Origin of the sequence: Streptomyces xantholiticus (assembly GCF_014651015.1) — a bacterium.
Taxonomy (GTDB): domain Bacteria; phylum Actinomycetota; class Actinomycetes; order Streptomycetales; family Streptomycetaceae; genus Streptomyces; species Streptomyces xantholiticus.
In genome coordinates, this window is record NZ_BMWB01000022.1 from 45,490 (window position 1) to 72,266 (window position 26,777).

At 69.4% G+C, this 26,777-nt stretch carries 22 protein-coding genes and 1 pseudogene; 10 read left to right on the top strand and 13 right to left on the bottom strand.

The features are described 5' to 3' along the window. Positions 1-72: 72 nt before the first annotated feature. Positions 73-1,359 carry an aminotransferase class V-fold PLP-dependent enzyme gene (locus IE198_RS26695; protein ID WP_189891002.1) on the top strand — a complete coding sequence of 429 codons (1,287 nt, stop codon included), beginning with the start codon at positions 73-75 and terminating at the stop codon, positions 1,357-1,359. 605 nt (positions 1,360-1,964) lie between these two features. Here the strand turns inward: IE198_RS26695 and IE198_RS26700 are convergent. Continuing rightward, positions 1,965-2,471: a MarR family transcriptional regulator gene (locus IE198_RS26700; protein WP_373299989.1), complete on the bottom strand. Its 507-nt coding sequence runs from the start codon at positions 2,469-2,471 to the stop codon at positions 1,965-1,967. Positions 2,472-2,576: 105 nt separating this feature from the next. Between IE198_RS26700 and IE198_RS26705 the strand changes: the two genes are divergently transcribed. Both IE198_RS26705 and IE198_RS26710 read left to right on the top strand, forming a co-directional pair. Next, positions 2,577-2,945, top strand: a complete 369-nt coding sequence (locus IE198_RS26705; RefSeq protein WP_189891007.1) for an HGxxPAAW family protein — start codon at positions 2,577-2,579, stop codon at positions 2,943-2,945. 51 nt (positions 2,946-2,996) lie between these two features. Next, positions 2,997-3,296, top strand: a complete 300-nt coding sequence (locus IE198_RS26710) for an MDR/zinc-dependent alcohol dehydrogenase-like family protein (RefSeq protein ID WP_189891009.1) — start codon at positions 2,997-2,999, stop codon at positions 3,294-3,296. A gap of 52 nt (positions 3,297-3,348) precedes the next feature. Here the strand turns inward: IE198_RS26710 and IE198_RS35560 are convergent, their stop codons facing one another. After that, complete coding sequence (locus IE198_RS35560) at positions 3,349-3,726, bottom strand: hypothetical protein (RefSeq protein WP_229834354.1); 378 nt, start codon at positions 3,724-3,726, stop codon at positions 3,349-3,351. 173 nt (positions 3,727-3,899) lie between these two features. Further along, complete coding sequence (locus IE198_RS26720; protein WP_189891011.1) at positions 3,900-4,490, bottom strand: flavodoxin family protein; 591 nt, start codon at positions 4,488-4,490, stop codon at positions 3,900-3,902. A 110-nt stretch (positions 4,491-4,600) separates the two neighbouring features. On the opposite strand from IE198_RS26720, the gene IE198_RS26725 reads away from it, so the two are divergent. Beyond that, the gene (locus tag IE198_RS26725) at positions 4,601-5,035 is read left to right on the top strand and encodes a winged helix-turn-helix transcriptional regulator (protein ID WP_229834355.1); all 435 of its coding nucleotides are present in this window, start codon (positions 4,601-4,603) and stop codon (positions 5,033-5,035) included. A 47-nt stretch (positions 5,036-5,082) separates the two neighbouring features. On the opposite strand, the pseudogene IE198_RS26730 reads toward IE198_RS26725, so the two are convergent. The 4 genes and pseudogenes from IE198_RS26730 to IE198_RS26745 form a co-directional block, all read right to left on the bottom strand. Then, positions 5,083-5,198, bottom strand: a pseudogene (locus tag IE198_RS26730) (IS5/IS1182 family transposase); the annotation flags it as partial. Between the two features lie 276 nt (positions 5,199-5,474). Continuing rightward, positions 5,475-6,110, bottom strand: coding sequence for a hypothetical protein (locus IE198_RS26735; RefSeq protein ID WP_189891015.1), 636 nt, complete (start codon positions 6,108-6,110; stop codon positions 5,475-5,477). 85 nt (positions 6,111-6,195) lie between these two features. After that, positions 6,196-8,265, bottom strand: coding sequence for an RICIN domain-containing protein (locus IE198_RS26740; RefSeq protein WP_229834356.1), 2,070 nt, complete (start codon positions 8,263-8,265; stop codon positions 6,196-6,198). A gap of 531 nt (positions 8,266-8,796) precedes the next feature. After that, positions 8,797-10,131, bottom strand: coding sequence for an LCP family protein (locus IE198_RS26745; RefSeq protein WP_189891017.1), 1,335 nt, complete (start codon positions 10,129-10,131; stop codon positions 8,797-8,799). A 269-nt stretch (positions 10,132-10,400) separates the two neighbouring features. On the opposite strand from IE198_RS26745, the gene IE198_RS26750 reads away from it, so the two are divergent. The 4 genes from IE198_RS26750 (at position 10,401) to pdxR (ending at position 15,342) form a co-directional block, all read left to right on the top strand. After that, on the top strand, positions 10,401-11,939 hold the full coding sequence (locus IE198_RS26750) for a hypothetical protein (protein ID WP_229834357.1): 1,539 nt from the start codon (positions 10,401-10,403) through the stop codon (positions 11,937-11,939). 485 nt (positions 11,940-12,424) lie between these two features. Beyond that, positions 12,425-13,030, top strand: a complete 606-nt coding sequence (locus tag IE198_RS26755) for a LysE family translocator (RefSeq protein WP_189891019.1) — start codon at positions 12,425-12,427, stop codon at positions 13,028-13,030. Between the two features lie 198 nt (positions 13,031-13,228). After that, the gene (locus IE198_RS26760; RefSeq protein ID WP_229834358.1) at positions 13,229-13,729 is read left to right on the top strand and encodes a B3/B4 domain-containing protein; all 501 of its coding nucleotides are present in this window, start codon (positions 13,229-13,231) and stop codon (positions 13,727-13,729) included. A 98-nt stretch (positions 13,730-13,827) separates the two neighbouring features. After that, complete coding sequence (pdxR, locus tag IE198_RS26765; protein ID WP_189891133.1) at positions 13,828-15,342, top strand: MocR-like pyridoxine biosynthesis transcription factor PdxR; 1,515 nt, start codon at positions 13,828-13,830, stop codon at positions 15,340-15,342. Between the two features lie 237 nt (positions 15,343-15,579). On the opposite strand, the gene IE198_RS26770 is transcribed toward pdxR, so the two are convergent. After that, positions 15,580-16,224 carry a dihydrofolate reductase family protein gene (locus IE198_RS26770; RefSeq protein WP_189891021.1) on the bottom strand — a complete coding sequence of 215 codons (645 nt, stop codon included), beginning with the start codon at positions 16,222-16,224 and terminating at the stop codon, positions 15,580-15,582. A 484-nt stretch (positions 16,225-16,708) separates the two neighbouring features. On the opposite strand from IE198_RS26770, the gene IE198_RS26775 reads away from it, so the two are divergent. Beyond that, entirely contained in the window at positions 16,709-18,079 is a 1,371-nt protein-coding gene (locus IE198_RS26775; protein WP_189891023.1) for a wax ester/triacylglycerol synthase family O-acyltransferase, read from the top strand. Positions 18,080-18,297: 218 nt separating this feature from the next. Here the strand turns inward: IE198_RS26775 and IE198_RS26780 are convergent, their stop codons facing one another. The 5 genes from IE198_RS26780 to IE198_RS26800 form a co-directional block, all read right to left on the bottom strand. Beyond that, entirely contained in the window at positions 18,298-20,028 is a 1,731-nt protein-coding gene (locus IE198_RS26780) for a glycoside hydrolase family 13 protein (protein WP_189891025.1), read from the bottom strand. Continuing rightward, on the bottom strand, positions 20,025-20,885 hold the full coding sequence (locus tag IE198_RS26785; protein ID WP_189891027.1) for a carbohydrate ABC transporter permease: 861 nt from the start codon (positions 20,883-20,885) through the stop codon (positions 20,025-20,027). The genes IE198_RS26780 and IE198_RS26785 overlap by 4 nt, the downstream gene beginning before the upstream one ends. Continuing rightward, the gene (locus IE198_RS26790) at positions 20,885-21,820 is read right to left on the bottom strand and encodes a carbohydrate ABC transporter permease (RefSeq protein WP_189891029.1); all 936 of its coding nucleotides are present in this window, start codon (positions 21,818-21,820) and stop codon (positions 20,885-20,887) included. The genes IE198_RS26785 and IE198_RS26790 overlap by 1 nt, the downstream gene beginning before the upstream one ends. Before the next feature lie 23 nt (positions 21,821-21,843). After that, positions 21,844-23,088 carry an ABC transporter substrate-binding protein gene (locus IE198_RS26795; protein WP_189891031.1) on the bottom strand — a complete coding sequence of 415 codons (1,245 nt, stop codon included), beginning with the start codon at positions 23,086-23,088 and terminating at the stop codon, positions 21,844-21,846. Between the two features lie 76 nt (positions 23,089-23,164). Continuing rightward, positions 23,165-25,336, bottom strand: coding sequence for an alpha-galactosidase (locus tag IE198_RS26800; RefSeq protein WP_189891033.1), 2,172 nt, complete (start codon positions 25,334-25,336; stop codon positions 23,165-23,167). A 203-nt stretch (positions 25,337-25,539) separates the two neighbouring features. On the opposite strand from IE198_RS26800, the gene IE198_RS26805 reads away from it, so the two are divergent. Continuing rightward, complete coding sequence (locus IE198_RS26805; protein ID WP_229834359.1) at positions 25,540-26,748, top strand: ROK family transcriptional regulator; 1,209 nt, start codon at positions 25,540-25,542, stop codon at positions 26,746-26,748. Positions 26,749-26,777 lie beyond the last annotated feature (29 nt).

The window sequence follows — 26,777 nt, forward strand, 5'->3', positions numbered from 1 at the left end:
CCTCGTCATCAGAAGGGCACCGGACAGCTATTCCGCCACCGCTCCGCCGGTCGCGGTGCAAAGGGGTGCTGGATGTCGATGACGAGTCGGCGCGGTCTGCTGGCGAAATCTGCGGGAGCGGTGGCGGTCACCCTCGTGCCCGGCTCCGGCGCGGCAAGGGTGAACACACCGCGGGAGCAGCCGGTCACCACGATCGACGGGCGCGTGAACTGGGAGGCCTTGCGGGCTCAGTTCCGCCTGGAGCCTGGCTGGGTGAACCTTGCGTTGTTCTATCTGGCCTCGCATCCGAAGGTGGTGCGGGATGCGGTGGATCATTTGAGGGCACAGGTCGATGCCAATCCTCTCTCGGTGCCCGCGGGGCTGGCGCTGCCCGATGGTCCTACCGGATGGCCCCGGGTGCGGCGGGCGCTCGCGGCCTATCTGGGAGGCCGGGCCGAGGACATTGCGATGACGGCGAGCACGAGCATCGGGCTGGGTGTCTTCTACAACGGCGTGGTGACCCGTCCGGGACAGGAGTTCCTGTTGACCGAGCACGACCACATCTCCCATCGCATCGCCGCCCGACTGGCCGCTGACAAGCATGGCAACACGCTACGGCTGGGCTCCTGGTTCGCCGATCCGGCCACCGCGACGGCGGACGGCATCGCAGCGGCAGTCGGCGAGGCGATACGCCCGAACACCAGAGTGGTGGGCATCACCTGGGTGCAGTCGAGCACGGGGCTTCGGATGCCGGTGCGTGCGGTGGCCGAGGTGGTGCGCCGAGCCAACGAAGGCCGCAGCCCTGCCGACCGGTGCCTGTTGGTCGTCGACGGCGTGCACGGGCTGGCGACGATCGACGAGGATGCCGCCGGCCTGGGCGCGGACGTGGTGATCGCCGGAACGCACAAATGGTTGTTCGGTCCCAGGGGAACGGGGCTGATCTGGGTGGCGCCGGACGTCCTCGACCAACTGCGGCCCACGTTCGTGAGCTTCATCAGGGGCGGGGGAGCAGCGCCCTTGTCGCCCGGCGGATTCCTGGCGTTCGAGCATGCCTTCGCCCTGCCGGTGGCAGTAGCGCTGCATGAGCAACTGGGCCGAGCACGCGTTGCCGCCCGCATCACACAGCTGTCGACGCGGGTGAAGCAAGGACTGAGCCGCATTCCCGGGGTCACCGTGCACACCCCTGCCGACGCGGAACTGTCAGCGGGCATCACCTGTTTCAGCGTGGCCGGACACACCCATCAGCAGGTCGTCGACCACGCCGCCACCCATCGCGTGCGGCTGTCCACCTCGACCTACGCCCGGATCGGTACCGCCGTCATCAACACTCCGGCCGAGATCGACACCGCACTGAACAGCCTGGCTGACCTCACTCGCTGAAACGTTCTCGGACGCCCGGGGCCGCGCCCCGCGGCTGATCGGCGCCGTGTTCGCGAATCGCGCTCACCGGCCGGTGCCGCCAGTGCCTGGCACAGCGAAAGCGGAGAGGCCGGGGGCGTGCCATACGAGACGAACGCGCCTGAAGGGCCCTCAGGTACTTCAAGGCCCGTGCCCTTTGGTGCTCATGATTCCTGAAGCTCCCGGGAAACCCTGGACAACGGGGGAGCGCGATGCCGTTCTGCTCATCGCCGCACGTCCTGGGCTCTGCTCGATGCCCGTACGCGGCGCATGACCGAAGCCCCCGTGACCGAACACCTCGCGGCCTGGCGGAGGACGGCTCTTGGCGTGCCGGCCTGGCCTCCGGTCTGACCGGCCGGCTGCTGTACGCCACCCACCGGGCCCTGAGGGCCCCGCCCGGCACCTGCTCGATGTCCTTCAGCCGCTGCGGCGCGCTGCTCGGTCCGCTCCTGGTTCTGCGGAGGCCAGGACGGCGGAGGTTGACCAGGTGCTGCCCGATGGGCTGCTCGGTGCCGTGCGCGTCCTCCTGCAGGCCTCGTGCTTGGGGGCCAGGTGGCCGTGGGCGCGGTGGTGGGAGCGGCCGGGGTTCAGCGGTCGGACGGGGGCCACTCGGAGACGCCTTGGCGGATCTCGTCCAAGGAATCCTGGAACAGGGCTTTGGCGCGAGTGAACCAGTCCGCCAGTACGGCGATTTCGTCCGGGCTGTAGTCGGCGAAGAGCATGCCCAGGCGCTCGTAGAAGGGGCCGTAGACCTCGAGGATGCGTTCACGTGCGGACTCCTCCATGACCACCTGGACCCGTCGGCGATCCCGCGGGTCCACCTGGCGACGGATGTAGCCGGCCCTCTCGAGGCGGTTGAGGACACCAGTCACCGCTCCGGTGGTCAGCCGGGCCCGGTCGGCGAGGTCGCCCGCCACGAGCGACTCGCCGGCCGCGGCGGCCTCCATGAGGAAGCCGAGACAGGTGAGATCCGTGACATTGAGGCCGAGCCGCCGCGCGATGTCCTGCTGCCCGAACTGCGCGGTCGCGATCATTCGGTCCATCGCGTACAGCGCCTGATCAGCTGTCGCCCCCCGACGCGCCTTGCCCTGCACCAGAGATCCCCTTAGCATCTAAGTAAATTATCTCGCGAGATAAGGCATTCCTGGGCGGGTGAGCCCGGCCAGCCGCTCCAGCATCCCATTTCCCGAGGAGAGACCATGAGCATGCACGGAGACCACGACATGGGCCACACGGTCGCCGGCTGGGTAGGCACCGCCATAGCCGTTGTCGGCAGCACGGAGATGGCGGTGGGGTTCGTCGCCGGCTCGACCGCGGGCCTGGTGCTGGGTGGCACCGTCGTCGCCCTCGCCGCGCTCACCAGCTGGCTTCTTCACCTGGCGGGGTGGGGCAAGGCCACCGGACCACGACCGGTCGCCCAGCAGCCCTGGCGCGTCCGGGACACGGCGGCACGCCGCGGCCACCCCGATTGCCTCGGCTGCCGTCTGGCAGGACGCAGCCCCGGCGTTGCCCCGATCGCCGCCCCTACCGTGGCGGTCGAGCCCGCACCCGCGGGACAACCGTCCTAGCCATGGTCTTCTCGGCGATGAACAAGGAACGAAGGCGATGGAGCTCACGGCTTGCGGACGGGAGCCCATCTGTCGATCGAAGCCATGGTCACGCCTTCGGTACCGAGCTGGGGGTCGGAAGTCTCCGACGGCGCGGACGGCATGTCGCAGGTGCGGGCCACCGGTGGGCTCACCGGGCTGTCGATGAATCGGGTGCCGGCGTACGAGCTGGTGGTCTCCGGTAGCCATGGCATGGCCGCGCGTGCGTACCCCGCAATGATGGACATGGCGGCGGCCGGCATTCTGCGGCCGGATCTGCTGATCACCAGGACCGTCGGTTTGGGACGAGGCGGAAGTGGCGGCGGTTCATGATGACGTTCCACCCCACCGTGCTCCCCGACCGGACGATCCTTGGGGGCGGACGCTAGCGCGGCTGGCGCGTTGTCGAGGGGGAGGCCGGTCGACCCAGGGCGCCGTCGATACAGCCTGCCATCCAGTCCTGGGAGGGCGGGAACGGTTCCACTCCATCTGTCTCTGCGTGCTCACCGCACTCGGATTCCGCCGCGCCGGTGCCGGCGGTGTTGTCGGCAGAAGTGGGAGTGCCGAGATGGGCCGCAGGTCCGCCTTGGCCGAAGCGGTAGCCCTCCTGGTACGGCTCGGCAGGGCTGTCCGCGCACCCTGCTACGAGCAGCAGCAGAGAGACCAGGGGTGCAGATATATGACTTTTGACCTGCTGGGTGAAGCCCAGACGGTCGTGCCACGCGACTGCAGCGGCATCCTTTACCTGAAGAATCGGGGTCATTTCCTCGTCCACGTGGCGCATCATCCCAGAACACCGGACCGGCAAACGTTGCTTGATGCGGGACGGTCCCTCTTCAAGCGATCTCGCGCGGTCACAGCAGGCGCCGGTACCGCGGAGCGCAAGGGCCCGTCACTCCGTGACAGGCCCTTGCGCCATGTGCCGCCGTGTACGGCTCAGGCGGCGACGGCGGCCCGGCCTGCGATGAACGTACGAGCGGTCTCCGCCACCCGGCCGCCGAGGTGCTGCGCGGTCGCGATGTCGGCCTTGTGCACGCCCTCCGGACCCTCGTCGGAGTTCGTCTGGGCAGCGGCGCCGAAGAAGAAACCGAGGCGGTTGAGGTCGTGCTCGGAGCCCTCCGTGGAGTTCCATCCGGGCTTCAACCCGAGGTTCACCCAGTGCATGCCGTGCTGAGCCGCCAGCGTCGCGAAGTACTGCAGGGTGTGCAGCTTGTCGCCGCTCTTGGAGCCGGAGTTGGAGAAGCCGGCCGCCAGCTTGTCCTTCCAGGCGTCGGTGAACCAGCGCTTGGAGGAGTCCTCCGCGAACTTGTGGAACGCGCCCGAAGCGGTCCCCATGTAGGTGGGTGACCCGAAGACGATGGCGTCGGAGCCGTCGAGCAGCTCCCACTGGGCCTCGTCGATCTCGTCGACCTTGATCAGGTGGACGGTGGCACCGGCGGCGGCCGCTCCGTCGCGCACGGCCTCGGCGATGACGGCGGTGTGGCCGTAGCCGGAGTGGTAGGCGATCGAGACAACAGGGATGGTCACGTTAGGGGCTCCTCGAAGGCGATGTGCTCGTCGTTGGGAGCCCCAGAGAAGCACTAACTTTTCTAAAGCGCAACCCCATGGTTAGCGCTGCGGGCGCGTATGGTGGCGGTATGGAGACGAGCGAGACCAGCACCCAGCGAGAGAGCAGCGGAGCCTGTCCGGACGATGACCTCGCCTTTGACGTGTTTTCCCGAAACTGCCCGTCGCGCGGCACGCTGGAGCACGTCACGGGACGTTGGGGCAGCCTCACGATCGGAGCCCTGCATGACACCACGTTCCGCTTCAACGAGCTCCGCCGAAGGGTCGACGGCGTGAGCGAGAAGATGCTGTCCCAGACCCTGCATTCCCTGGAGCGCGACGGCCTCGTGCGCCGGGAGGCGCAACCGACGAACCCGCCGCGGGTCGACTATGAGCTCACCCCACTGGGGCACGAGGTCGCCGAGCGGCTACTGGATCTCATCCGCTTCCTGGAGGGCCGGATGCCCGAAGTGCTGGCGGCGCGGGAGCGTTACGACGAGGTGCGCGAGGACCTCGGCAGCCGCTGACAGCGGGGCCAGTAGTAGCTGGAACGATTCGTCCGGGCCGTCGGTACATCAGGCGTGTCCTGCGTGCCGCCACCCTGCGGCCGCACCTTCGACGGCGGCATCAAGGGCTTCGCCATCTCCCTCAGCCATCCGGAACAATCCAACTCCACGCACTCCGCCCCATGATGAGCCCCAACGAACCGTCCCCACGTAGGACGTCGTCTTGCCAGAGTGCTCAGTCGTCCCGGGCGGGCAGGTCCACGGTGGACAGGGTGGGTCGCATGTCAGCAGCACTGTCGGTCGATTTGGCGGGTGACTCGCGCGAGCTGCGCTCGGCATGGCTGAACGGCACCAAGGAACTCCAGGTCAGCGTGGGCGGCTGAGCGGCACACGCCGTACCCGTACATGGGAGACGGGGCGTCCCCCACACCCGCCCCCGTGCCGCGCCGGGCCACTCAGGTCAGCGGGCGCCCCTCGCCCCGGCGCGGCGGATGCGCCGGACGACACCGGCACCGGCCGCACACCCCAACAGGACTCCCCCTGCCACCAGGAGGGGGCCGGATCCCCCCGTACCGGAACGGGCCGCTGTCCCAGAGGCGGCAGCCGCGGTGGTCCGCTCCCCGCTCTCGCGTCCCGCCGACTCGGCGGGCGTGGCGGACCCGGGCTGTGCCGGACCTTCTCCGGCCGTGGGAGAGGCAGGGGTCCCGGGAGAGACCGTGATCTCCTCCTCGTCCCGGCCGAGCCCTGGATGGCCCGTCTCGACGGTGACCTTCCAGCGCCCGGGGGGCAGCGCTTCCGCGGTGGTGTAACCGGCCGCCGAGGCGGGGTCGCGGACAAGCTTCCAGGGGCCGAGGGACCTGATCCCGTCGGCGCTGGCCGCATTCACCGTGGCAGCGACCCGCTCGTCGACCGGGTCGTTGTCGTTCTCCCAGGTGACGGTCGTTCGCACGCGACCGAAGTCATGTCCGGTGATCTCCACCTTCAAGGTGTCACCGTGGGCCAGGGCGCCGGTGGCTGTGGTCAGTGACAGGGCGGCGCCCGCCAACGCGGTGGCGACGGCCGGGACGAGGGCTCGGCGCATGGCGATGTCCTCCATGGGTGAGATGTGGGGGTGGGATGAGGACGGCCGGCGGGCCACTGGCCCGCCGGCCGTCATGGGAACTGGTGCGGGGTCCTCGGGCTCAGCCGGCCTTCTGGACGGTCCACACCTGGGCCGGCGTGCCCGCCGCGTTCTGCAGCTCGATCAGCCACGACCCGTAGTACGGACGGTTGCTGACGCCGAGGACGTAGCGGCTGTCACCGGCCGTCACCGTCACGCCGTTGCCGCTCTGGGCGATCCTCCACCGCTGGGCAGCGGTGTCGGCGCAGGGCTGCTGCGCCACGTACATGCCGGCCCAGGGGGCGCCGCCGACCTGGAGGCACTTGCCGGAGACGGCGGAGCGGATACGGGTGTAGCCGTTGCCCGCGCTGTCGAAGTACCACTGCTGCTGGGCGTAACCGTTGCGCTGCGAGCCGACGAGGACGGTGCCGTCACCGCTCATGCCACCCCAGATCTCGGCGGCGTTCCCGGTCGCGCCGTTGGTGAGCAGATGGCGCGTGTTGGGCGTGGGGGTCGTACCACCGCCGTCACCACGGCCCGAGGTGCGGAACGAGGCCGCTTTGCCCCGACCGCTGTCGCGGCCCGAGGAGTCACGCACCGAGACGGAGACGGTGTAGTTCGTTCCCGGCTTCAGGTTGTGGATACGGGCGCTGGTCGCCTGCACCCAGCCGATGGCCTGGTCGTTCAGGAAGATCTGGTACCAGGCCGCACCGCTGACCGCGCTCCAGCCGGCGACTGCGGAGTCCGGGCCGATCTGCCCGACGGTGACGGCCGGCCCGGTGCCGGCGCCGTTCGTCGGGGTGGGTTTGGGTGTCGGGGTCGTCGGCGTGGGACTGGGGTTCGGGTTGGGCCCGGCGTTGCCCTTGATCAGGAACTGGTTGTCCGCGACGTTCCAGTGCGTGGCGAGATAGCTGCCCTGCCTGGGGTTGGTGTGGAAGTAGTCGTCATGGTTGCAGTCCAGACGGTTCTCGTACTCCTGGCCCTGGCAGACGTAGCGCATCCTCGGGTAGTACGGGGTGTCCGAGTAGCACATGACGTCATACTCGTCCGTGCAGTGCGCACCCCGGCTGGTGTTGGGCGCGCTGTTGTTCACCGCGCCGAGGTTGTGGCCCAGTTCGTGTGCCGCGGTGTGTCCGCCCCAGCAACCGGTGTCGGTACGCCCGTAGGACGGGCCGAAGTTGCTGAGGTTGCTCTGACCGGGACGCTCGTCCCCGGCGAAGCTGCCGATGCCGCAGTAGACCTGCGTGTCCGCGAAGATCATGTACTTGCGGTCACGGCGGTCGAGGCCCTTGGCCGCGAGCGCCCTGTTCGTGGCGCCGAACTCGGACAGCGCGGAGGCCGGGAGCTCGATGTTGAGCACGGTCGGCGTGCAGTCGGCGGCCGTCACATAGCGGATGTTGCGCACACCGCCGGTGTCCTTGGCGCTCTCCGAGTAGATGAGGTCGGCGTCGGCGGCCCACTTGCGGAACGATGGAAAGTACTCCGCGTACCGGTCTCGTCCGGGGGCGTGGACGTACACCACCTGGACACGGTTGCCGCTGTTGCCGTCGCCGTCGCAGTGCACGGTCTGCCCGGCGGGCCCGTTCGCCGCGGGGGCCTGCGAGGCGGAACTCCCGGCAGCGGGAGGGCTGCTCGTCTTACCGGCCGCGGCCGCGGCGTCGAGTGCGGGTGCGGCGGTGCGCGGAAGCTCTCCCCCGGAAGGCTTGGCGCTCCCCGCCTTGGTCGGATCCTCAGCGGGTGCGGCGGCCTTCACCGCGGGCGGGGTGTCCTTCTTGATGTCGACGCCCTTCGGAGGGGCGTCAGGGCCATGAGTGCAGTGACCGCCGGCCGTGCGGTACACCCCCGCGCACGGATCCCCCTCGTGCGCGGGCTTCAGCCCGTCGTAGATCATGCCCCGCTCGGGCTCGCTCTTGGGGAGTTCCTTGAGCGGCTCGGGGTCCTTGTCGCGAGCCGGCTCCTTGGCCGGCTCCGGGGTCGCTGCGAGCGCCTTCCCCTGGGCGAGCGGCAGCGGTCGGGTTGCATCCGAACCCGGCTGGGTCGCCTGGTAGGTCACTCCGGCCACGACCGCCATGACGGCGACCGCGGCCGTGCCGAGTATGAGCCGGCGGGACTTGCGACGCGGAGGCTTCTTGAGTCTTCTGCGTCCGGACAAACTGCACCTCTTCCTTGGTCAGGGGATGGGTGCGCGAAAGCTTGCCAGACCAAATGAGCGGAAATTTCAGACAAATGGGATCGACTTTTCCGAAGTCGTTCCGTTATCAGTGCTCTCGAATTGATGATCAGTCAACTACCCTGGCGATCAAGCGAGTTACGCGCGTTGATCCGCTGTGGTCTAGTCCCATTTAAGGATGTCGTAATCTGATCGAAATATAGGGCGCGGGCTTTTTTGAGTTTCCGTCAACTTTGCTTCTCACGCCGCGAATTGATGCGATCACAAACAGTGCGGCCTCCTTCCCGTCGAAGGAAGGAGGCCGCTGCCCCGGCGATTGCGATGAATAACCGATCCGCTACTGCCTGCTCGCCGTCGGCGAGTTGCTCACGCCCGGTCCTGGGCCCGCTCGAAGGACGCGCACTTCGGGGGAAAGAACGAGGATCGGCGCATCCTCCCCAAGGCCGGCCGGCTCGCGCACTACGGGCCCTGAGCCGGGCAACCCCAGGTGTGACTTCCTTCGCGTGCCGCGGCTCATGACGTCGACGCCCTGGTCGGGTTGGTGCAGCGCAGGTGGTCCGCTGCGACGGGGGCGCCGTCCGCGACGTTGCGGTCGTAGGTGACGGTTCTGACCGCGACGGGCTCGGTACCGACCGCGACGTCGAAGACGGCATCGGTCCGCGAGGTTGCCCGCCGGAGTGCCCCGGGCAGGGCTGCGGCCAGTGTGGCCGCGTCCGCTTCATGCCCGACGGGGTAGGTGATGACAGCGGGGCCTGCGGGTCGTACCGCCGGAGCGGACGCCGAGGTGTCCGTCACGACGAACCTGTTGCGCCGAAGGGCCTTGGCCACGGTGGCATCGTCGACACGTACGTTGATTCGGGCGGGATCGGTCTCGGCGCGTGTTTCGGGCACGGGCAGGATGCGGGTGTCGCCAGTGATGGAGCGATCGGCGCGCAGGGCGTCCCACAGCGCCTGGGAGCGGACCTTGTGCCAGAGGAGCGTGGAGCCGACGCCGGGCACCCGGTGGTCGAAGTGGGAGATCGGCACGGTGGCGAACTCCGTCCGCTCCGCCGACAGCCGCCCCAGGGACCAGCCGATGCGGACAAGATCGTCGAGCCCGGTGCGCTCATCCGTGTGTACGGACTTGAGGAGCTTGTGAGCCGTGCTCGCGGTGCTCACCGGATCGGTCAGCGCCCCACGGACCGTCAGGTCCGCCAGCATGTCGGCGAGCAGCCGCTGCTGGCGGCGGACACGGCCGAGGTCTCCTGGTCGGTCGATGTGTCGGGCCCGGGCGTAGCGCAGTGCTCCGTTTCCGTCGACGCGATGGGTTCCCGCGGTGATGTCGAGGCCGGAGTTCTCGTCCTTGAGGGGTTTGTCCGTGCACAGCGTCGCTCCCCCCAGGTTGTTGACGGCCTGTTCGAAGCCGGTGAAGCCGGTCTCGAGATAGTGGTCGATGTGCAGCCCGGTGACCTTCTCGACGGTGCGTACGGCGAGGGGACCCCGGCCGATCTTGAAGGCGCCGTTGATCTTGCCCCGGCGGGCCGGAGTGGTGGCGCCTTCCTGTGTGGCGTACTCGACGTAACTGTCCCGGGGGATGGAGACGATGCTCGCACGGCGTCCGTCCTCGGAAAGGTGCACGAGCATCATCACGTCAGTGCAGTCGCAGCCCTGGCCGCCGACGTGAAGGCGCCGCTTCTCGGCAGCGGACAGGCCCGAACGGCTGTCGGTCCCCACGATCAGGATGTTCGTGCCGCGGCCGGCGGCGGCCCGGGCTGCTGGTGCGCCCGGGCTGGAGTCGGCCTGTCCCGCAAGCCAGGGCCACGAGCACAGGGAGGACAGCAAGGCCAGTCCCACAGTGAGTCGGCGCATCACACACCCCAGAGAGATAGGGAACACGTGGGACGGTAACGGGACCTGGTGGAACGACGTGTGCTGCGAACGATCGGCACGCCGTCCTGGCTCCAGCAGTCACCCAGGTTGTCCAGTGCGGGCCGCGGGCTGCACAAGTCAGCCGCGCCGGCCGCCGGCGCGCTCCGATCCGGTGCTGTCCAGGGCCTTCTGGTCCACGCGGCTGACCCGCTCGGGTGCAGCGGCGCGCCCTGCTTGTCTTATATGCGGCATGGATGCAGCGTGTCCGCATGACGCACCCCCCTGCTGTGACCGCCGTGCTGCGGGACCCGCCGTCCGGATACCCGGGCAACCGGGGCCCGGCGTTCCGTGACTTCCGGGGGCCCGCGGTGGTTGCCGCGATGTACACGCTGGCGCAACTGGTCCTCTTCCACCCCGGCACGGCGCTCGGCTGGGACGAAACGGTGTACGTCAGCCAGGTCGCCCGGGGAGCCGAGGCAGCGTTCTTCAGCGCGCCGCGCGCCCGGGGTATCACCTTCCTCGTCGCACCGGTGACCGTCCTGACCTCGTCGGTCGACGTCCTCCGCGTCTATCTGGCACTGCTGTCGGGGGCCGGGCTGTTCCTCGCGCTGTGGGTGTGGCGGAGCCTGCTCTCCCAACGGGTGCTCGCGCTCGCCGGCGGCTTGTTCGCCGGGCTTTGGATCACACTCTTCTACGGACCTCAGGTGATGCCCAACCTGTGGGTGGCGCTCGGTTCCCTGTTCACGGTCGGCTGCTTCCTGCGGACCGCCCGCCACCGCTCCGAACTCGGCGCCCTCGTGGGCACGGGCGGGGGAGTGGCGTTCGTCGCGCTGATGCGGCCGTCCGACGCCTTCTGGCTGGTCGTGCCGCTCGCCGTCGTCGCCGTCGCCGCCAGGCCCTGGCGGTGGCCCGCGTTGGTGGTCGTGCTCGCCGCCGGAGCGGTCGTCGGATGTGCCCCGTGGATCGTCGAGGCCTACATCAGCTACGGCGGTCTCATGGAGCGGCTGCGGCGTTCCAGCGAGGTCCAGGGCGACCTGGGGTGGCAGCTCGCGTTCGGCGACCAGATGCGTTCGCTGGCCGGTTGGTCGCTGTGCCGCCCCTGCGACGTCCCGTGGAAGCAACCCGTCACCGCGGTGTGGTGGTTCGTGCTGCCGCTCTTCGTCGTCGGCGGGGTGCTGGCGGCGGTGCGCAGCCGGCAGCCGTCCACCGTGGTGGTGCCCACGCTGGTCGGGCTCTCCCTCGCGGTCCCCTACCTGCTGCTGATCGGCTACGCGGCCCCGCGCTTCCTGCTGCCGAGCTACGCCCTCCTCGCGCTGCCGACAGCGGTGTGCCTGGTGTGGATCGCCGCAGCAGCGCGTCCGAGACCACTGGTGGCTGCCGTGCTCGCGCTGTTGATCGCCTGCCACCTGGTCGTCCAGTACGGCGTCCTGCACCGCAAGGTGGTGGGCAGCCGTGCCGACCGGCAGGCGTTCGACCGGATCACCGCCGAACTGCACCGTCTGGGCGTCCGCCCCCCGTGCGTGATCAGCGGGGTGGAAGCACCCCGGATGGCCTTCCAGGCCGGCTGCGCCTCGCGCCAGGTCGGGGGCAACGACGGCAGTCTCACTGCCGCCGGGCTCGCCGCGCTCGCCCAGGACCGTCCGGTTGCCCTCGTGGTCGAGGGGGACACCGCCCCGCCGGCGTATGCACGCGGCTGGCGGCATGCCCGCCTGCCGGGCCTGCGGAGCCGGCCCGACCTCCGTGTCTACCTGGCGCCGTTCGCGGGTGCGGCGGCCGACCAGGCGTCTGCAGCCGGCCGCGCCGTTTGAGGCCGGAACCGACCAGGGCAACGGACACAGAGCGGAAGGCTGCCTCCACCACGGTCCCAAGAACCGCGGCCGCCTGAAGACCCGTCCGGCCTCCGGACCACAGGCGGCCGTGCGGGGTGACGAGTCGTGGCTGGAGCGGGACCCGCTGATCCTGCCGGCCTGTCCGGCGGTCGGCCGTCCACGGTGCCGGCCGGGTGTTCCGGGTCTCGAGGTGGCGCCGCTCGGGAAGGCTGGGGCGTCCGGCGAAGGCGGGTCGTCCGGCGCGCGGCGGCCCGGTAGGAGGACGGGGCGGCGTCAAGGTCACCGGCCATCTCCGACGGAGCCGCAGCCGTGTGGAGGACCCATCAGGTGCACCGTCCTCGTGGTCTGGGCCTCACAGCCCAGGCCCTCCTTTATGGACCACTGATCCGGGACTGCTTTGGCCCTGTCGGTCGGACCATGGTCGCGCCAGGGTGAGAGGACGCCGAACTTCACGGAGGTCCCCTTTGAGTATCGCGTTCTTGCTGACCACCCTGGTTGTGGTGGTCACCCCCGGCACGGGCGTGGTGTACACCCTCGCTGCCGGGCTGTCCCATGGCCGCCGGGCGAGCCTGGTCGCAGCGCTCGGCTGCACGCTCGGTGTCGTGCCGCACCTGGCGGCGACGATCACCGGCCTCTCCGCACTGCTGCACACCAGCGCAGTCGCCTACGAGACGGTGAAATACCTCGGTGTCGGCTACCTGCTGTTCATGGCGTGGGCGATGCTGCGTGACAAGGAGGCATTGGTGGTCGCGCAGGAAAGCGAGCCGCGCCCGGCGGTCCGCGTGATCGCTTCCGGAGTGCTGGTCAACCTGCTCAACCCGAAGCTCACGATGTTCTTTGTCGCGTTCCTGCCGCAGTTCGTCCCCGTCGGCGCATCCGGCTCTCTTGACGTGATGCTCCAACTCAGTGCTGTCTTCATGGTGCTCACCTTCGTCGTCTTCGCCGCGTACGGATTGTGCGCCGCCGCCGTCCGCAGCCGCGTGCTGACCCGGCCTCGGGTGATGACCGGCATCCGGCGGGTGTTCGCAGCCTGCTTCCTGGGCATGAGCGTGCGACTGGCGGTGGCGTGATCATGCGTTTCGGGCACACGGATGCCATCTGGTCGGGCCACCCCCAGCTCACCGCCGGAGCGCTGTACGCCACCGGAGTCGGTGCCGACGGTCGGTCCGCGAGTCGTTGCATACACCGCCCGCGCTGCGGCTCGGCCTGCCGGTGCCACGGAGAGCGAGTTCCCCGAAGTGCTGGCCTGGAGGCGGGCGTCTTCCCGAATGGGGCTCAAGCCCACACAGTATCGGTGCGCTGCGGAGTCGCTTCTGCGGCGGTTGCGGAAGGAGGGGAAGCTGCCGCGCATCCATCCGGTGGTCGACCTGTGCAACGCCATCTCCGTCGCCTACGCGGTCCCGGTCGCGGTTCTCGACGTCGACCGCATCGCCGGCCCCTTGCTCACGGTGCGCCATGCCCGGGGTGACGAGCGCTGCACGACCTTCGGCGGCGCCATCGAGCACCCGGCACCCGGTGAGGTGATCTTCGCCGACTCCGCCGGAAGGGCCCATGCCCGGCGCTGGACCAACCGGCAAAGCGGCGATTCCGCGGTGAGCGAGCACACCAGCACGGTCCTCGTAGTGGCGGAGGCCATGCAGGACGACGGCGCGCAGGCCGTGCCGGAGCTACTGAAGGCACTCGCCGAAGAGTCGGCCGCGCACTGGTCGGCCGACCCCACGTCCGCCATCCTCACCCCATCCTCACTGGAGGTCGTCTTTGGCTGCTGAGGATCTGCCGGCGAGCGGAAGCCGCAGTGGCGCCTGACACCATGGGCCGGGTGAACCAGGGGAGACGGGGAGCGGGCGGACCGACCGCCGCAGGCGTGATGCAACCGTCGTCGACGAACGGCGGGACCACCTCGGCCCATGGCTCGGATTTCCTGCAGCTCGACGCCGAGGAAGCGCCTGTCGGTGGCAAGTCGGCCTGGCTGGCCGGGCGGCTGCGCGAGGCGATGGCCGATGGCCGGCTGACGGTGGGCAGCATTCTGCCGCCCACCCGGGTGCTCGCCGCCGAACTGCGGGTGTCTCGTGGGGTGGTCGCCGAGGCATACCGGCGGCTGTCCGAGGACGGTCACGTCGAGGGGCGCCGACGCGGCGGGACCATAGTGGTCGCGGTACCTGCTGTTGTGTCACCCAAGGCACCTCCCGGGACCGGGCCCTCGCGGCCCTCGGCCCCGGTCACCGCCGAGAAGGCCGCACCTGGCACGCTGTTCGTCGGCGAACCGGGCGCCGATGTCTTCGACATGCTGCGTGCCGCCCCTGCCCGCATCGACTTCACCCCCGGTCAGCCCGATCTGACTGTGTTCCCCCGAGCGGCCTGGCTGAGAGCGGAACGAACCGTGCTCACCGAACTGTCCGCCGAGAACCTCGGCTACGGTGACCCTCGCGGCACCCCACGACTGCGCAGGGCCATCGCCGGCTGGCTGGCACGCAGCCGCGGCATGCGGACGGACCCGGACGAGGTGTTGGTCGTCGCCGGTACCGCGCAGGCGCTCACCCTGCTGCACCCGGTGCTGCGGGCGGATGGCATCGACGGCGTCGCAGTCGAGGACCCGGGCTCACTCGGTATACGCCAGCATCTGCAGAACGGAGCCCTGGCCACCCCACCGGTGCCCCTCGACGGCGACGGTGTGCACGTAGAGGCACTACGCGCCACCGGCGCCCGCGCGGTACTGCTCACGCCTGCCCACCAATTCCCCACCGGCGTGGTGACCAGCGGCGAGCGCCGCCGCGAACTGCTGCGCTGGGCCCAGGACGGTGGACTGATCCTGGAGGACGACTACGACGCAGAACACCGCTACGACCGGCCGCCGGTACCCGCGCTACGCGCGCTGCTCGCCGACCATGTGTGTTACATGGGCAGCGTGTCCAAACTGCTCGCACCCGCCCTGCGCATCGGCTGGGTGATACCTCCGCGCCGCCACCGAGATGCCCTGATCGAGATAAAACGCTTCACGGACCTGGGCAACGCCGTACTGCCTCAACTGGTGCTGGCCCGCCTGATGGAATGCGGCGACCTGGAACGGCATCTGCGGCTGCTGCGCGGCCGTCACCGGCAGCGCCGCGACGCGATGATCGAAGCCATCTCCGAGCACCTGCCGGGCGCGGTGGTCCACGGTGCAGCAGCCGGTCTGCACCTGACCGTCACCTACAGGGCAGACGTACCCGACACCGAGCTGGCCGCCGCAGCGCTCGCCCGGGGCGTGAAGTGCCATCCGTTGTCGTGGCACCGGCAGCTGCCCGGACCACCCGGCATCGTCCTCGGCTATGCGGCCACCCCGGTCGGCGCCATCGCCGAGGGAGTGGCGATGCTCGGCGAGGCGCTGCTTGAACTGGCCTGATGCAGGCAAACTACGGCACCGGTACGGAGCCCCTGATGGCACTTGCTCAGTCACCGGCCCGGGTTGGAGTTTCCGCGTCCGACCGTTCGTGGTCAGGTGTCAGCCGCTCGACCTTGGGTGCGCGGACGACAGTTGCGTACGAGTACCGCGGCCCGTATCGGTAACCGGCCCGCAACTACGCGATCACCCACTGAACGCCCGCATTGGCCGTGCTGACATCCCGCGCGGGCCCTCGTGTCACTTTCGCCACAACAGGTGGTGCGTCACGCCACTCGGGCTGGGCACGATCTCGAGGTGGAACCGGTCGAGCAGCTCATCGGGTGACTCCCAAAGTCGTACCCCGGACCCGGGCTTCACCGGCGAGACCGCCATGTGCATGGTGTCCACGAGGTCGGCGTCGAGGAACTGCCGGATGGTGGTGACCCCGCCGCCGAGTCGGACGTCCTTGCCCTGCGCCGCGTCCCGCGCCCGTTCGAGGACCGTGGCCGGGTCGCCGTCGACGAAGTGGAAAGTGGTGTCGGAGAGCGTGAACGAAGGCCGCTTGTGGTGGGTCATGACGAACACCGGCGTGCGGAACGGGGGCTCGTCGCCCCACCAGCCGCGCCACTCATGGTCGTGCCAGGGCCCGCGCTGGGGCCCGAACTTGTTGCGGCCCATGATCTCGGCTCCGATGTTGCGAGCGTAGTCGCGTGTGAAGTAGTCGTCGAGGCCCCGGCTCCCCCCGGGGCCGGTGCGCATGGGCCAGCTCGCCGTGGCGCCGGCCCAGGCGAACAGCCTCTCGGGATCCGGGTGGCCGAACGGACTCTCGAGGCTCTGGTCCTCACCGGCACCGATTCCGTCACTCGAGACATTGAAGTTCTGGACTCTCAGTAGCTGAGCCATGTGTTTCTCCTGTGTTGTCGACAACGGTGGTGAGACTCTCCGGGCCGGGGAAACTCATCGCTGCGTCCGTGGCCGGTCAGCAGGTGGATCGGGGCGCCGTTCGGGTGTGGCGCGGATCGACTTCAGCGCTGCCGGGGTGTTTGCAGTGCCCTTCGCGGCGTCAACGGCTCCAGCCCATTGCAACCGGTTCGGGGCGTGCCGCGTGCGCAGGACCGGGCGGTCGCGCAGGCGGGACGAGGGGAGTGGGGGGCCGGACGGGATCCGATGCCGACCGGCCGACCGGCCGACCGGCCGACCGGCCGACCGGCCGTCCGAGTCGTGGGGCGTGGAGTCGCGTGGCGGCGGTGCCGGGCTCATCACGCCGGACCGGTCCGGGGTCTGTTGATCGGCGACGGTTAACTGACTGTAAACCGATCGTACTTGACCGTAACCGATCGGAAGATGTTGACTGCGACTCCCGGCCTCCCAGAGACATGAGGACCATGTGAGCTCTGAGCTTCTCGCCCCGCTGGATCTGGCGTTCTGGCATCTGGAATCCGCCGGTCACCCCATGCACCTCGGCGCCCTCGCCCTCTTCGGCCCCCGGCCGGGAGGTGGGGGCGCCGACCGCGTTCTCGGCCTGCTCGCGGAACGCTCCGCCGCCATTCCGCGGCTCAGGATGCGGGTGCGCGACGTCCTGGTCCCCGTCGGCGGAGCCGCCTGGAGCACCGCCAAGGACTTCGACGTGCGCCGCCACGTCCGGGACGTGTGCCTGACCGGCGACGACTTCACCGCGGAGGTCACCGCGGCAGCCGGTGAGCTGATGGAGCGTCCGCTCGAACGCGGTCTGCCCCCGTGGGAGATGTACCTCCTGCGCGGCCCCCGCGACGAAGGCTTCGCCGTCCTCGTCAAACTCCACCACGCCCTCGCCGACGGCATGCGGGCCGTAGCCATCGGCGCGGGCATCTTCGACGAGATCGCCGACGCCCGCCGCACCCGGACCCGCCGCGCGCACCCCGTGCCCCCGCGCTCCTGGCTCGGCGGACCCCGGGTCCTCGCCGACCTCGCCCAGCGCCGTATCGAGGAGCTGGGCCGCGCGGTGGGTGTCGGGGCCTCCGTCGTACGCGCCAGCCGGTTCGACCCGCCCGGACTGCCCGCCCTGACCGCGGCCCCCAGCGGCACCCGACGGCTCGGCACCGCCGTGCTGCCGCTGGACGACGTACAGCAGGTGCGGCGCGTCGCGGGCGGCACCGCCAACGACGTACTGCTCGCCGTTGTCGCCGGCGCGCTCCGGCGCTGGATGCACGAGCGCGGCGAACAGCTGCCCGCCGAGGGCCCCCGGGCCCTCGTACCGGTCTCACGCCGCCGCCCCGGCAGCCCGCCCGGCGCTGGCAACAAGCTGTCCGCCTATCTGGTCGAGCTGCCCGTCGCCGAGCCCGACCCCCTGGCGCGCCTCGCCTCCATCCGCGACGCCATGGACCGCAACAAGGCGGCGGGGCCGGCGCGCGGCGCCGGAGCCGTCGCACTCCTCGCCGACCAACTACCGTCCCTGGCCCATCGGTTCGGCGCCCCGCTGGCGGGCGGCGCCGCCCGGATGCTCTTCGACGTCCTCGTCACGAGCGTGCCGCTGCCCCGCTCGACCCTGTCCCTCGGCGGCTGCCCCCTGCGCGAGATCTACCCGATGGCGCCACTCGCCAGGGGCCAGTCGCTGGCGGTGGCCATGTCGACGTACGGCGGTCAGGTGCACATCGGGCTGGTCGCCGACGGCAAGGCACTGCCCGACCTCGACACCCTGGCGCTCGCCACGCGGGAGGAGCTGGCTGCCTTGCTGGACCTCGACGGCAGCGCCGCAGGTCGACAGGGCGCACCGCGATAGATCGGACCGATGACCGGCCCTGCCCGGGGATTTTCCCGTACACGGGTGTCGACGAACGAAGTGCGGTCACGTACCGCCGGTCCTTGCGGATCCCACGCCGCGCTGGATCGCCTTCGTTGCCGTCCGCGCAACGGTGTGCGCCTGCGGTCCGGTGTCGGTCCCGCCGCTGCTCATGACCAGCGTGGGATGTGGCAGGACCCCTCACGCCCTCCCACTGGTCAAGACACTGCAACGACGCCCTGCCGCACCGTCCTGCGGTGCACCCGTGCCTCCCAGGGCGCCAGGGTCAGCGCCGCCTTCAGGGGAGCGGCGTCGGGGACATTGCCGATGACCAGGTCCGCATTCTCCCAGCCTGCGGGAAGGTCGACCTGTGCGGCCTCGCCCGTGAAGTTGCCGAGGACGAGGAGCTCCGTGGACTCGTGGCGTCGTGTGAAGGCGTACACGCGCTCGTCGTCCGGGAGGAGTGGTGTGAAGTCGCCATGGGCGACGACCGGTTCGGTGTGACGCAGGGCGATCAGGCGTCGGTAGTAGTGGTAGACGGATGTGGGGTCGGCGGTGGCAGCCTCGGCGTTGATGTCCACATGGTCGGGGTGGACGGCGATCCACGGTTCGCCGGTGGTGAAGCCGGCGTTGGGGGAGGCGTCCCACTGCATGGGCGTACGGGCGTTGTCCCGGCTCATCGCTCGTAGGCCCTCGAGGACCTGTTCGGGGTCTTCGCCGCTCGCGACCGCGTGGGCGTAGTGGTTGAGCGACTCGATGTCCCGGAAGTCGTCGATCGAGGTGAACGCGGCGTTGGTCATGCCGAGTTCCTCGCCCTGGTAGATGTACGGAGTGCCGCGGTGCAGGTGCAGGACGGTGGCCAGCATGGTCGCCGAGCGTTCGCGGTAGCGCGGGCCGTCGTCGCCGAAGCGGGAGACGATCCGCGGCTGATCGTGGTTGTTCCAGTAGAGGCTGTTCCAGCCGGTTTCGTTGAGACCGGCCTGCCAGCGGCCGAGTGATGCCTTGAGGTCGTGCAGGCGCAGCGGCCGGACGTCGAACTTGCCGTCCCCCTGGTCGAGTCCGACGTGTTCGAACTGGAACACCATGTCGACCTCGGCACGAGCGGGGTCGGTGAAGAGTTTGGCCTCCTCGACCGTCACCCCGGGCATCTCGCCGACCGTGAGGAGCCGGCCTTCGCGTCCGGCGAAGACCTCGCGGTGCATCTCCTGGAGGAACTCGTGAATACGGGGGCCGCAGACGTAGTACGGCGATCCGTCGCCGTACCGGCTGTGTGCGGGCGTGTGGCCGTCCGGGAGGGCCGGGTCCTTGGAGATCAGGTTGATGACGTCCATCCGGAAGCCGTCGACGCCGCGGTCGAGCCACCAGCGCATCATGGCGTACACGGCCTGCCGGACTTCCGGGTTCTCCCAGTTGAGGTCGGGCTGCTTGGGTGAGAAGAGGTGGAGGTAGTACTCGCCGCTGTCCGGGTCGTACTCCCAGGCCGGACCGGAGAAGGCCGAGCCCCAGTTGTTCGGTTCGGCGCCGGGTGTGCCGGGCTGCATGCCGGACCGGGCCGGCCGCCACCAGTACCAGTCGCGCTTGGGGCTGCCCGGGCCGCTGCGGGCCTCGGCGAACCAGGGGTGCTCGTCGGATGTGTGGTTGACGACCAGGTCCATGACGAGCTTCATGCCGCGCTGGTGGACGGCGGCGAGGAGCTTGCCGAAGTCGTCCAGGGTGCCGAACGCCGGGTCGATGTCCTGGTAGTCGCTGATGTCGTACCCGTTGTCGTCGTGCGGTGACGGGTTGACGGGGGAGAGCCACAGGACATCGACGCCGAGGCCGGCGAGGTGGTCGAGGCGGTCGAGAATGCCGGGGAGGTCCCCGATCCCGTCACCGTTGCTGTCGGCGAAGCTGCGGGGGTAGATCTGGTAGACGACGGCGGACGTCCACCACGCGCTCGTTGTGGTCACTTGATGGAACCTCGCATGACTCCGGAGATCACCCAGCGCTGGGCGAAGACGTACACAAGGAGAACCGGCGCCAGTGCCATGAGGTAAGAGGCGAAGGCCACGGTGTAGTTGGTGTTGAACTGGCTCTGGAAGATGTACTGAGCCAGCGGCAGGGTCTGTGCGCTGGGGTCGGAGAGGATGACCAGCGGCAGCAGGAAGTCGTTCCACGCCCACAGGCAGGTGAGGATGCCGACGGTTGCGTTCATCGGCATGAGCAGGGGGAAGATGACTCGCCGGAAGATCGTCCAGGTGCCGGCGCCGTCGGTACGGGCTGCCTCCTCGAGCTCCTTCGGCACCGAACGCAGGAAGCCGACGTACAGGAAGATGTTGAAGGCCAGTCCGTAGACGACGTACAGCAGTATCAGCCCGGACTGGTTGTCGAGGCCAAGGAGTGAGGTCTGCTTGACGACCGGGAGCATGATGATCGGGAACGGGACGAAGAGCGCCGAGACGAAGTAGTAGTACAGCCCCTTGAAGAACCTGCGGTGCATGTTGCGGGCGATGGCGTAGGCGACCAGTGAGTTGGTCAGCAGTGTCAGCACCACGGCGCCCACGGTGATCAAGGCGCTGTTCATCATGGCCGACGGGAAGTTCGTCAGTCTCCAGGCGTCGGAGAAGTTGCTCCAGCGGATGTCCTCGGGCAGGCCGAACCCGGAGCCGCCCAGCTGGTCGGGGCTCTTGAGGGCGGTGACGGCGGTGAAGTAGAGCGGAACGAGCACCGTCAGGGACAGCACGGCCATCAGGGCCGTCAGCCACCAGTTGACGCGAGGCCGGCTCGGCCGGGGGAGAGGTTCGTTGCCGGGGACGGTGGTGGACATCAGACGCTCCCCTCGCGGCGCTGGAGTATGCGCAGCTGGAAGATCGAGATCACGACGATGCAGATGAAGAACAGCACGGCATTGGCCGTCTGGTAGGCGTACTCCCCGCCGTTGAGACCACCGTTGTAGATGAGATGGGCCACGGAGGTGGTGGACGTTCCGGGGCCGCCCTTGGTCAGTGCGGCGATGTGGTCGAAGACCTGGAGGAAGTTGCGCAGTGCCAGGACCATGTTGATGGTCACGAACGGTCCGATGAGCGGGAGCGTGACGGACCGGAACCGCTGCCAGGCGCCGGCCCCGTCCAGGGTCGCGGCCTCGTACAGGTCCTCGGGGACGGTCTGCAGCCCGGCCAGGTAGATGATGACGTTGAACGCCACGGCCTGCCACACCGCGAGGATCACCACACCCACCCACGCCAGATCGGGATCGGCGAGGATGCTCGTGCTCAGCGCCTCGATGCCCAGCTTCTCGGCGATGTACGGGAGGGAGTTGGAGAAGAGGTAGTTGAAGATGTAGCCGACGATGAGGATCGCCAGCACGTTGGGAATGAAGAACACGCCGCGCAGGGTGTTGCGGAAGCGGATCCTGCCGTTGAGGCCCAGGGCGACGGCCAGCGCGATGAGGTTGGTCAGCACGGTGGCGACGAGGGCGAACCGGAACGTGAAGAGGTAGCTCTCCCAGATGCGGCTGTCCTGGAAGAGGGCGAGGTAGTTGCTCGGCCCCACGAAGTCGTAGCGGCCGTAGCCCGCGTAGTCGGTGAGGCTGTAGTACAGGCCCTGCAGCACCGGGAGGGTGTGGAAGAGCAGGAACAGGGCGAGCGCGGGGAGCACCATCACGTAGTAGGCGCGGCGGCCCGTGGACGGGGGACGGCGGCGAGGATGCCGCGGCGTGGGATCTGCGGATGTGCTGGGGGGTGGAGCGGTGACCGCTGTCATGGTCTTTCCTCCTTCTTCGGCTGTCACGCCCTGCGCTTGAGGACCTTCGTGTATTCGCTGTCGAGGGTCCGCAGGAACGCGGCCTGCTTGCCGTCGATGAGGAATTGCTGGGTGACCGCGTCCAGCTTGACGGCCAGCGGTATCCGGTGATCGGGGAAGCCGGTGATCCGGCCCTCGGTGATGTACGGGAGCAGCGGCTTGAGAGCCGGGTCGGCGGGCGCCGTGCCCTTCAGCGGGGGAATGGCGCTCTGCTCCTCGGCGTATGCGCTCACCACCTCGGGCCGCATGAGGTAGTTGATGAACTCCATCGACTCCTCGGCGTGTTCGGGGTGGCGGCTCATGGTGAGCGCCACGTCCACACCCGACACCAGGCGCGTCGCCCCGGGGCCGTTTCCGGCCGGCAGCGGGAAGAGGCCGGCCTCGAACTCGGGCTTGAACGTCTTGATGGCCGGCAGGGCGTAGCTGCCCTGCACATACATGGCGGATTCGCCCTTGGCGAAGGCCTGGTTGGCTGCGTTGTAGTCCCGGGAGAAGGTGTTCTTCTGGGTGTAGCGGTATATCTCCGTGAGCTTGCGAGCGACCTCGGGGTACTCCTTGCCGAAGCTGGTCCGGCCCGCCCGGCGTGCTTCCCAGAAGCCCGCGGGCGGGATGTTGGCAGCGAGCTGGTTGAACGCCGGCAGTGAGGTCCAGGCGTCCTTCAGGGAGCCGTAGAAAGGTGTGACTCCGGCCTCTTCGAAGGTCTTTGCCGCGTCGATGAGTTCGTCCCAGGTTCTGGGGACCTCGACCCCGTGCTTGGCGAACAGCTCCTTGTTGTAGATGACGCCGCTGGCGTTGGAGGCGAGGGGCAGTCCGTTGACTTCGCCCTTGCCGGCGGTGCCGAGGTCACGCAGCACCTTCTTCACCCCGGGCACGATCTCGTCCGCCACCTTCTCCTGGGAGAAGTCGTAGAGCACGCCGGCCGACGCCAGCTCGCCGAACGTGCTGTTCCCGTTGAGGGTGATGACGTCGGGCATGTTGTCCTTCACCAGCCGGGAACGGATGGCGGTTTCCGCCTCCGGAACGTGGTGCTGCTGCACCTTGATGCCCGGGTGCTCGGCCTCGAAGTCGGCGATGAGCTTGTCGAACGTCGCGACGGCTTCGGGCTTGAACTGGAAGAAGTCCAAGGTCACCGGTTCGTCTTCGGGTTGGCCGGCAAAGCTGCCGCAGGCGCTCAACAGCACGGCGGCCAGGCCGGCGGAGAGGGCGGCCCTGCCTCTTGCACGAATCATGGTGTCTCCAGATGCCGGAGCGGATGCCGGGCGCCGGGCCGAGGTGCCTGACGCCGGGTGCGCGGTGGCTGGTGGGTCAGACGCGGCGGGCTTGGATGAGGACCGTGCGCTCCGGGTGGAGCGCGGGCGCCTGGATGCCGAGGGTGCCGAGGACGCGGCCGGTCAGTTGCACATCGTCGGTGTGCCACCAGGGCAGTGGCGAGTCGGTGGGACCCTCGGGCCGGTCTCCGGGTCGAAGCGGGCAGAGGTGGTAGACCGCGTCGGGGTCGAGGCCGGGCAGCCGGACGGGCCCGGGCGGGGACTGCACGCTGGTGGCTGCCTGAACCACTGCGTAGACGGCACGGGACCGGTCGGGTGCGACGACGCCGTGCAGCCACAGGGCGGGATCGGGGTGGTCGGCGTGAACGACGGTGCCCGAATGCAGCAGGGGGCGCAGCTTCTTGTACGCCGCCACCCACTCCGCGATCCGGGCGCGGTCCTCGGTGGAGGCGAGCGTGAGGTCCCACTCGATTCCGAAGTGTCCGAACAGGGCCGTTCCGGCCCGGAAGTCAAGGGTGTGGGTACGGCCGGTGGTGTGGGCGACGGGGGACCCGACGTGGGCGCCGAGGAGTTCGGGCGGCAGGAGGAGGCCGGTCCAGCGCTGGATCTGCTGACGTTCCAGGGCATCGAGGCAGTCGCTGGTCCACACCCGGTCGGTTCGCTCCAGGATGCCCAGGTCGACGCGTCCACCGCCGGAGGAGCAGGACTCGATCTCCACATCGGGGTGGCGCATGCGGAGTTCGTCGATGAGCCGGTACACGGCGGTTGTCTGTGCGTGGACCCCGGCTGTGCCGAGCGGGCTGTGTCCGGCGTCGACGAGGTCCCGGTTGTGGTCCCACTTGATGTAGTCGATGCCGTACTCCGCGACGAGGGCGTCCAGGCGCTCGAGGAGATGGGCGTACGCCTCTGGGTGGCCGAGGTCGAGAACCTGCTGGTGGCGGGAGAGGGGTGGGGTGCGGCCGCCTGTGGCCAGGATCCACTCGGGGTGGGCGCGGGCGAGATCGGAGTCGGGGTTGACCATCTCCGGCTCGAACCACAGGCCGAACTGAAGGCCCAGCGAGCGCACGTGCTCCACCAGCGGATGCAGCCCCTCGGGCCAGACGTCCTTGTCGACGTACCAGTCGCCGAGCCCTGCGGTGTCGTCCCGGCGGCCCAGGAACCAGCCGTCGTCGAGTACGAAGCGTTCCGCACCGACCTCGGCGGCCGCGTCGGCAAGGGCCTTCAGCTTGGTCAGGTCCTGCTGGAAGTAGACGGCTTCCCAGGTGTTGAGGGTGACGGGGCGGGGCGTACGGGGATGGTGTGCGCGGTCCCGCAGATAGCCGTGGAAGCGCCCGGCGAGCTCGTCCAGGCCCTGTCCGTAAGAGCCGTAGATCCACGGGGAGGTGTAGGACTCGCGGGTGGTGAGCCGGACTTCGCCGGGCAGCAGGCCTTCACCGCCGCCCAGCAGGCGGATTCCCGCGGGGGTTCGCTCGGCCAGCGAGCGGTGGTTTCCGCTCCAGGCGACGTGCAGTCCCCATACCTCGCCGGTGCGGAAGCCGAAACCGGCCTCGCCCGCGACGTGCACCAGGGTGGCGTCGGTGCCGGTGCGGCCTCTCCAGTTCTCCCGAAGATGGGTACCGAGCGTGAACTCGTGGCGCTGCGGGGCGCGTTCACGCAGGTGCCGCCCGGTGAGGTCGAGGAGTTCGGTGGCCTGGCCGGGTACCGGAAGGGCAAGGAGGAGGCCGTCAAGCGTGTACGGGCCGTCGCCTTCATTGGTGAGGGTGGCCCGCTGCCGTACGAGTCCCGAACCGGTGACCTCGAGCTCCAGGGCCAGCGCCAGACCGGCTGAGGGGTCGACGGCGTCGACGGCCACTCGGTGCCGCACGGGGCTCTTGCCGGAATCGGCCTGCACGCGGTCGGCCTGCACGGAGCGGACGGTGAAGGCGGTGGAGAAGTCCCTGCCGTCCCGGTGACCGGTGAGTCCCGCGGTGCCGAGCCAGCCGGCGGACTGCTGGGGCAGGACGCTGACCTGTGCAGCGGCGTCCAGCGTGTTGGACATGATCTGTGTCGCCTCGACCAGGGTCAACGCGGCCAGAGCGTCGTCGGTCAGCTCTCCGAGGTCCGCGCCCCAGTGGAGGACACGAGGCAGCAGACCCTCGGTGCAGTCCAGGACCAGGCTCATGCCTGCGGCGCGCAGATGGAGGTAGTCGTCATGGAGACGCTCAGCCATGGAGGATCCCTTGAGAGAGCACTGAGAACGCCGGACACCCACGGACGGTGTCCAGGAGGAGCGAGCTGTCAGCTCCTGGGGGTTACTTTCAGAGCGGAAGGCATGTCGCGTCAACCCCCTGGAAACGCGAATTTTGCGTTGCTGAAACGCCGGGAAGCCGCGTAGATTACTTTCATTACGGAATCCATGGCTCGCGTGGCACGATGAACACCTCACCTGCCGCCTGTCACAACTCCATGGAGGACCGCACGGTGGATGCCACGCCAGCGCCGTCGAACCCGCTCGCCGGCGCCAGCCGTGCCGTCGCCCTCGAAGTCCTGCTGCGCGGCCCGGCTCCCCGCAGTGAAATCGCAAGGCGCCTGGGCTTGTCGGCCGGCAGCCTCACCCGGCTCGCCAAGCCCCTCATCGACAGCGGCCTGCTCGTGGAGGTGGGCACCAGCCGCGAGGCCCGGACGGGCCGCCCGATACGGCCGCTGGACATCAACCCCACCGCGCACCACTTCGTCGGCGCGAAGGTCACCAGCGACGAGGTCCACGTCGTCATCACGACACTGCGTGCCGAAGTGATCGCCTCCGCGCACGCCGCGCTGCCCGGCCGTGACCCTGACTCCGTGGTGGACACCGTCCGGACCCTGACCGGCGAACTTGCCGCAGGGGGCCCGCCGATCACCGCGGCCGGAGTGTGTCTCGGCGGGCGGGTCGCGCATCACGCGACCGTCACGGCCGCGCCGTTCCTGGAATGGTTCGAGGATGTCCCCCTCGGCCGGCTCCTCACCGACGCCCTCGGGTTCCCCACTGCCGTGGACAACGACCTTCTGGCGCTGACCCGGGCCGAGCACTGGTTCGGAGCCGCCCGCGGCCACGATCGCTTCGCCGTCGTCACCATCGGCGCGGGAGTGGGCTACGGCCTGGTCATCCACGACACGATCGTCGACAGCCCGGATGCCGGTTTCGGACTGCTCGGCCACTACCCCCTGGACCCCCTGGGGCCGCTGTGTCCCAGCGGCCACCGAGGGTGTGCCACCGCCATGCTGGCGCATTCCTCCATCTGCGCCGCCGTCTCCGTCGGACTGCGCCGATCGGTGACCTATGACGAGTGCCTCGACCTCGCCGCAAGCGGTGACCGGGTCGCCGAACCGGTCATCACCGCGGCCGGCCGCGCGCTCGGCCGCCTCATCGCCGCCGCCGCCAACTTCACACTGGTCCAGAAGATCGTTCTCACTGGTGAAGGGATCCGCCTGGCGGAGGTGGCCCGCGCAGCGGTCGACGAGGGCGTACGAGCCGACCGCGACCCGGGCTTCGCCCCGCTCGACCTGGACATCCGTCCCAGCGACTTCACCCAGTGGGCCCGCGGCGCCGCGGTCACCGCCATCCAGACGTACGTGCTGGACGACGCCCCCGTGGCGGGCTGAAGCGGGGACTCCAGCAGCAGGGCCCGGGC

Bases quoted from the DNA above. Each gene is read 5' to 3' on its own strand.
- IE198_RS26760 (WP_229834358.1), top strand. From the start codon at position 13,229: ATGGGGCTCAAGCCCACACAGTATCGGTGCGCTGCGGAGTCGCTTCTG.
- IE198_RS26735 (WP_189891015.1), bottom strand. From the start codon at position 6,110: ATGGAGGACATCGCCATGCGCCGAGCCCTCGTCCCGGCCGTCGCCACC.
- IE198_RS35560 (WP_229834354.1), bottom strand. From the start codon at position 3,726: ATGACCCCGATTCTTCAGGTAAAGGATGCCGCTGCAGTCGCGTGGCAC.
- IE198_RS26790 (WP_189891029.1), bottom strand. From the start codon at position 21,820: ATGACAGCGGTCACCGCTCCACCCCCCAGCACATCCGCAGATCCCACG.
- IE198_RS26770 (WP_189891021.1), bottom strand. From the start codon at position 16,224: ATGGCTCAGCTACTGAGAGTCCAGAACTTCAATGTCTCGAGTGACGGA.
- IE198_RS26705 (WP_189891007.1), top strand. From the start codon at position 2,577: ATGAGCATGCACGGAGACCACGACATGGGCCACACGGTCGCCGGCTGG.
- IE198_RS26695 (WP_189891002.1), top strand. From the start codon at position 73: ATGTCGATGACGAGTCGGCGCGGTCTGCTGGCGAAATCTGCGGGAGCG.
- IE198_RS26805 (WP_229834359.1), top strand. From the start codon at position 25,540: ATGAACACCTCACCTGCCGCCTGTCACAACTCCATGGAGGACCGCACG.
- IE198_RS26795 (WP_189891031.1), bottom strand. From the start codon at position 23,088: ATGATTCGTGCAAGAGGCAGGGCCGCCCTCTCCGCCGGCCTGGCCGCC.
- IE198_RS26800 (WP_189891033.1), bottom strand. From the start codon at position 25,336: ATGGCTGAGCGTCTCCATGACGACTACCTCCATCTGCGCGCCGCAGGC.
- pdxR (WP_189891133.1), top strand. From the start codon at position 13,828: ATGCAACCGTCGTCGACGAACGGCGGGACCACCTCGGCCCATGGCTCG.
- IE198_RS26750 (WP_229834357.1), top strand. From the start codon at position 10,401: ATGACGCACCCCCCTGCTGTGACCGCCGTGCTGCGGGACCCGCCGTCC.
- IE198_RS26785 (WP_189891027.1), bottom strand. From the start codon at position 20,885: ATGTCCACCACCGTCCCCGGCAACGAACCTCTCCCCCGGCCGAGCCGG.
- IE198_RS26745 (WP_189891017.1), bottom strand. From the start codon at position 10,131: ATGCGCCGACTCACTGTGGGACTGGCCTTGCTGTCCTCCCTGTGCTCG.
- IE198_RS26725 (WP_229834355.1), top strand. From the start codon at position 4,601: ATGGAGACGAGCGAGACCAGCACCCAGCGAGAGAGCAGCGGAGCCTGT.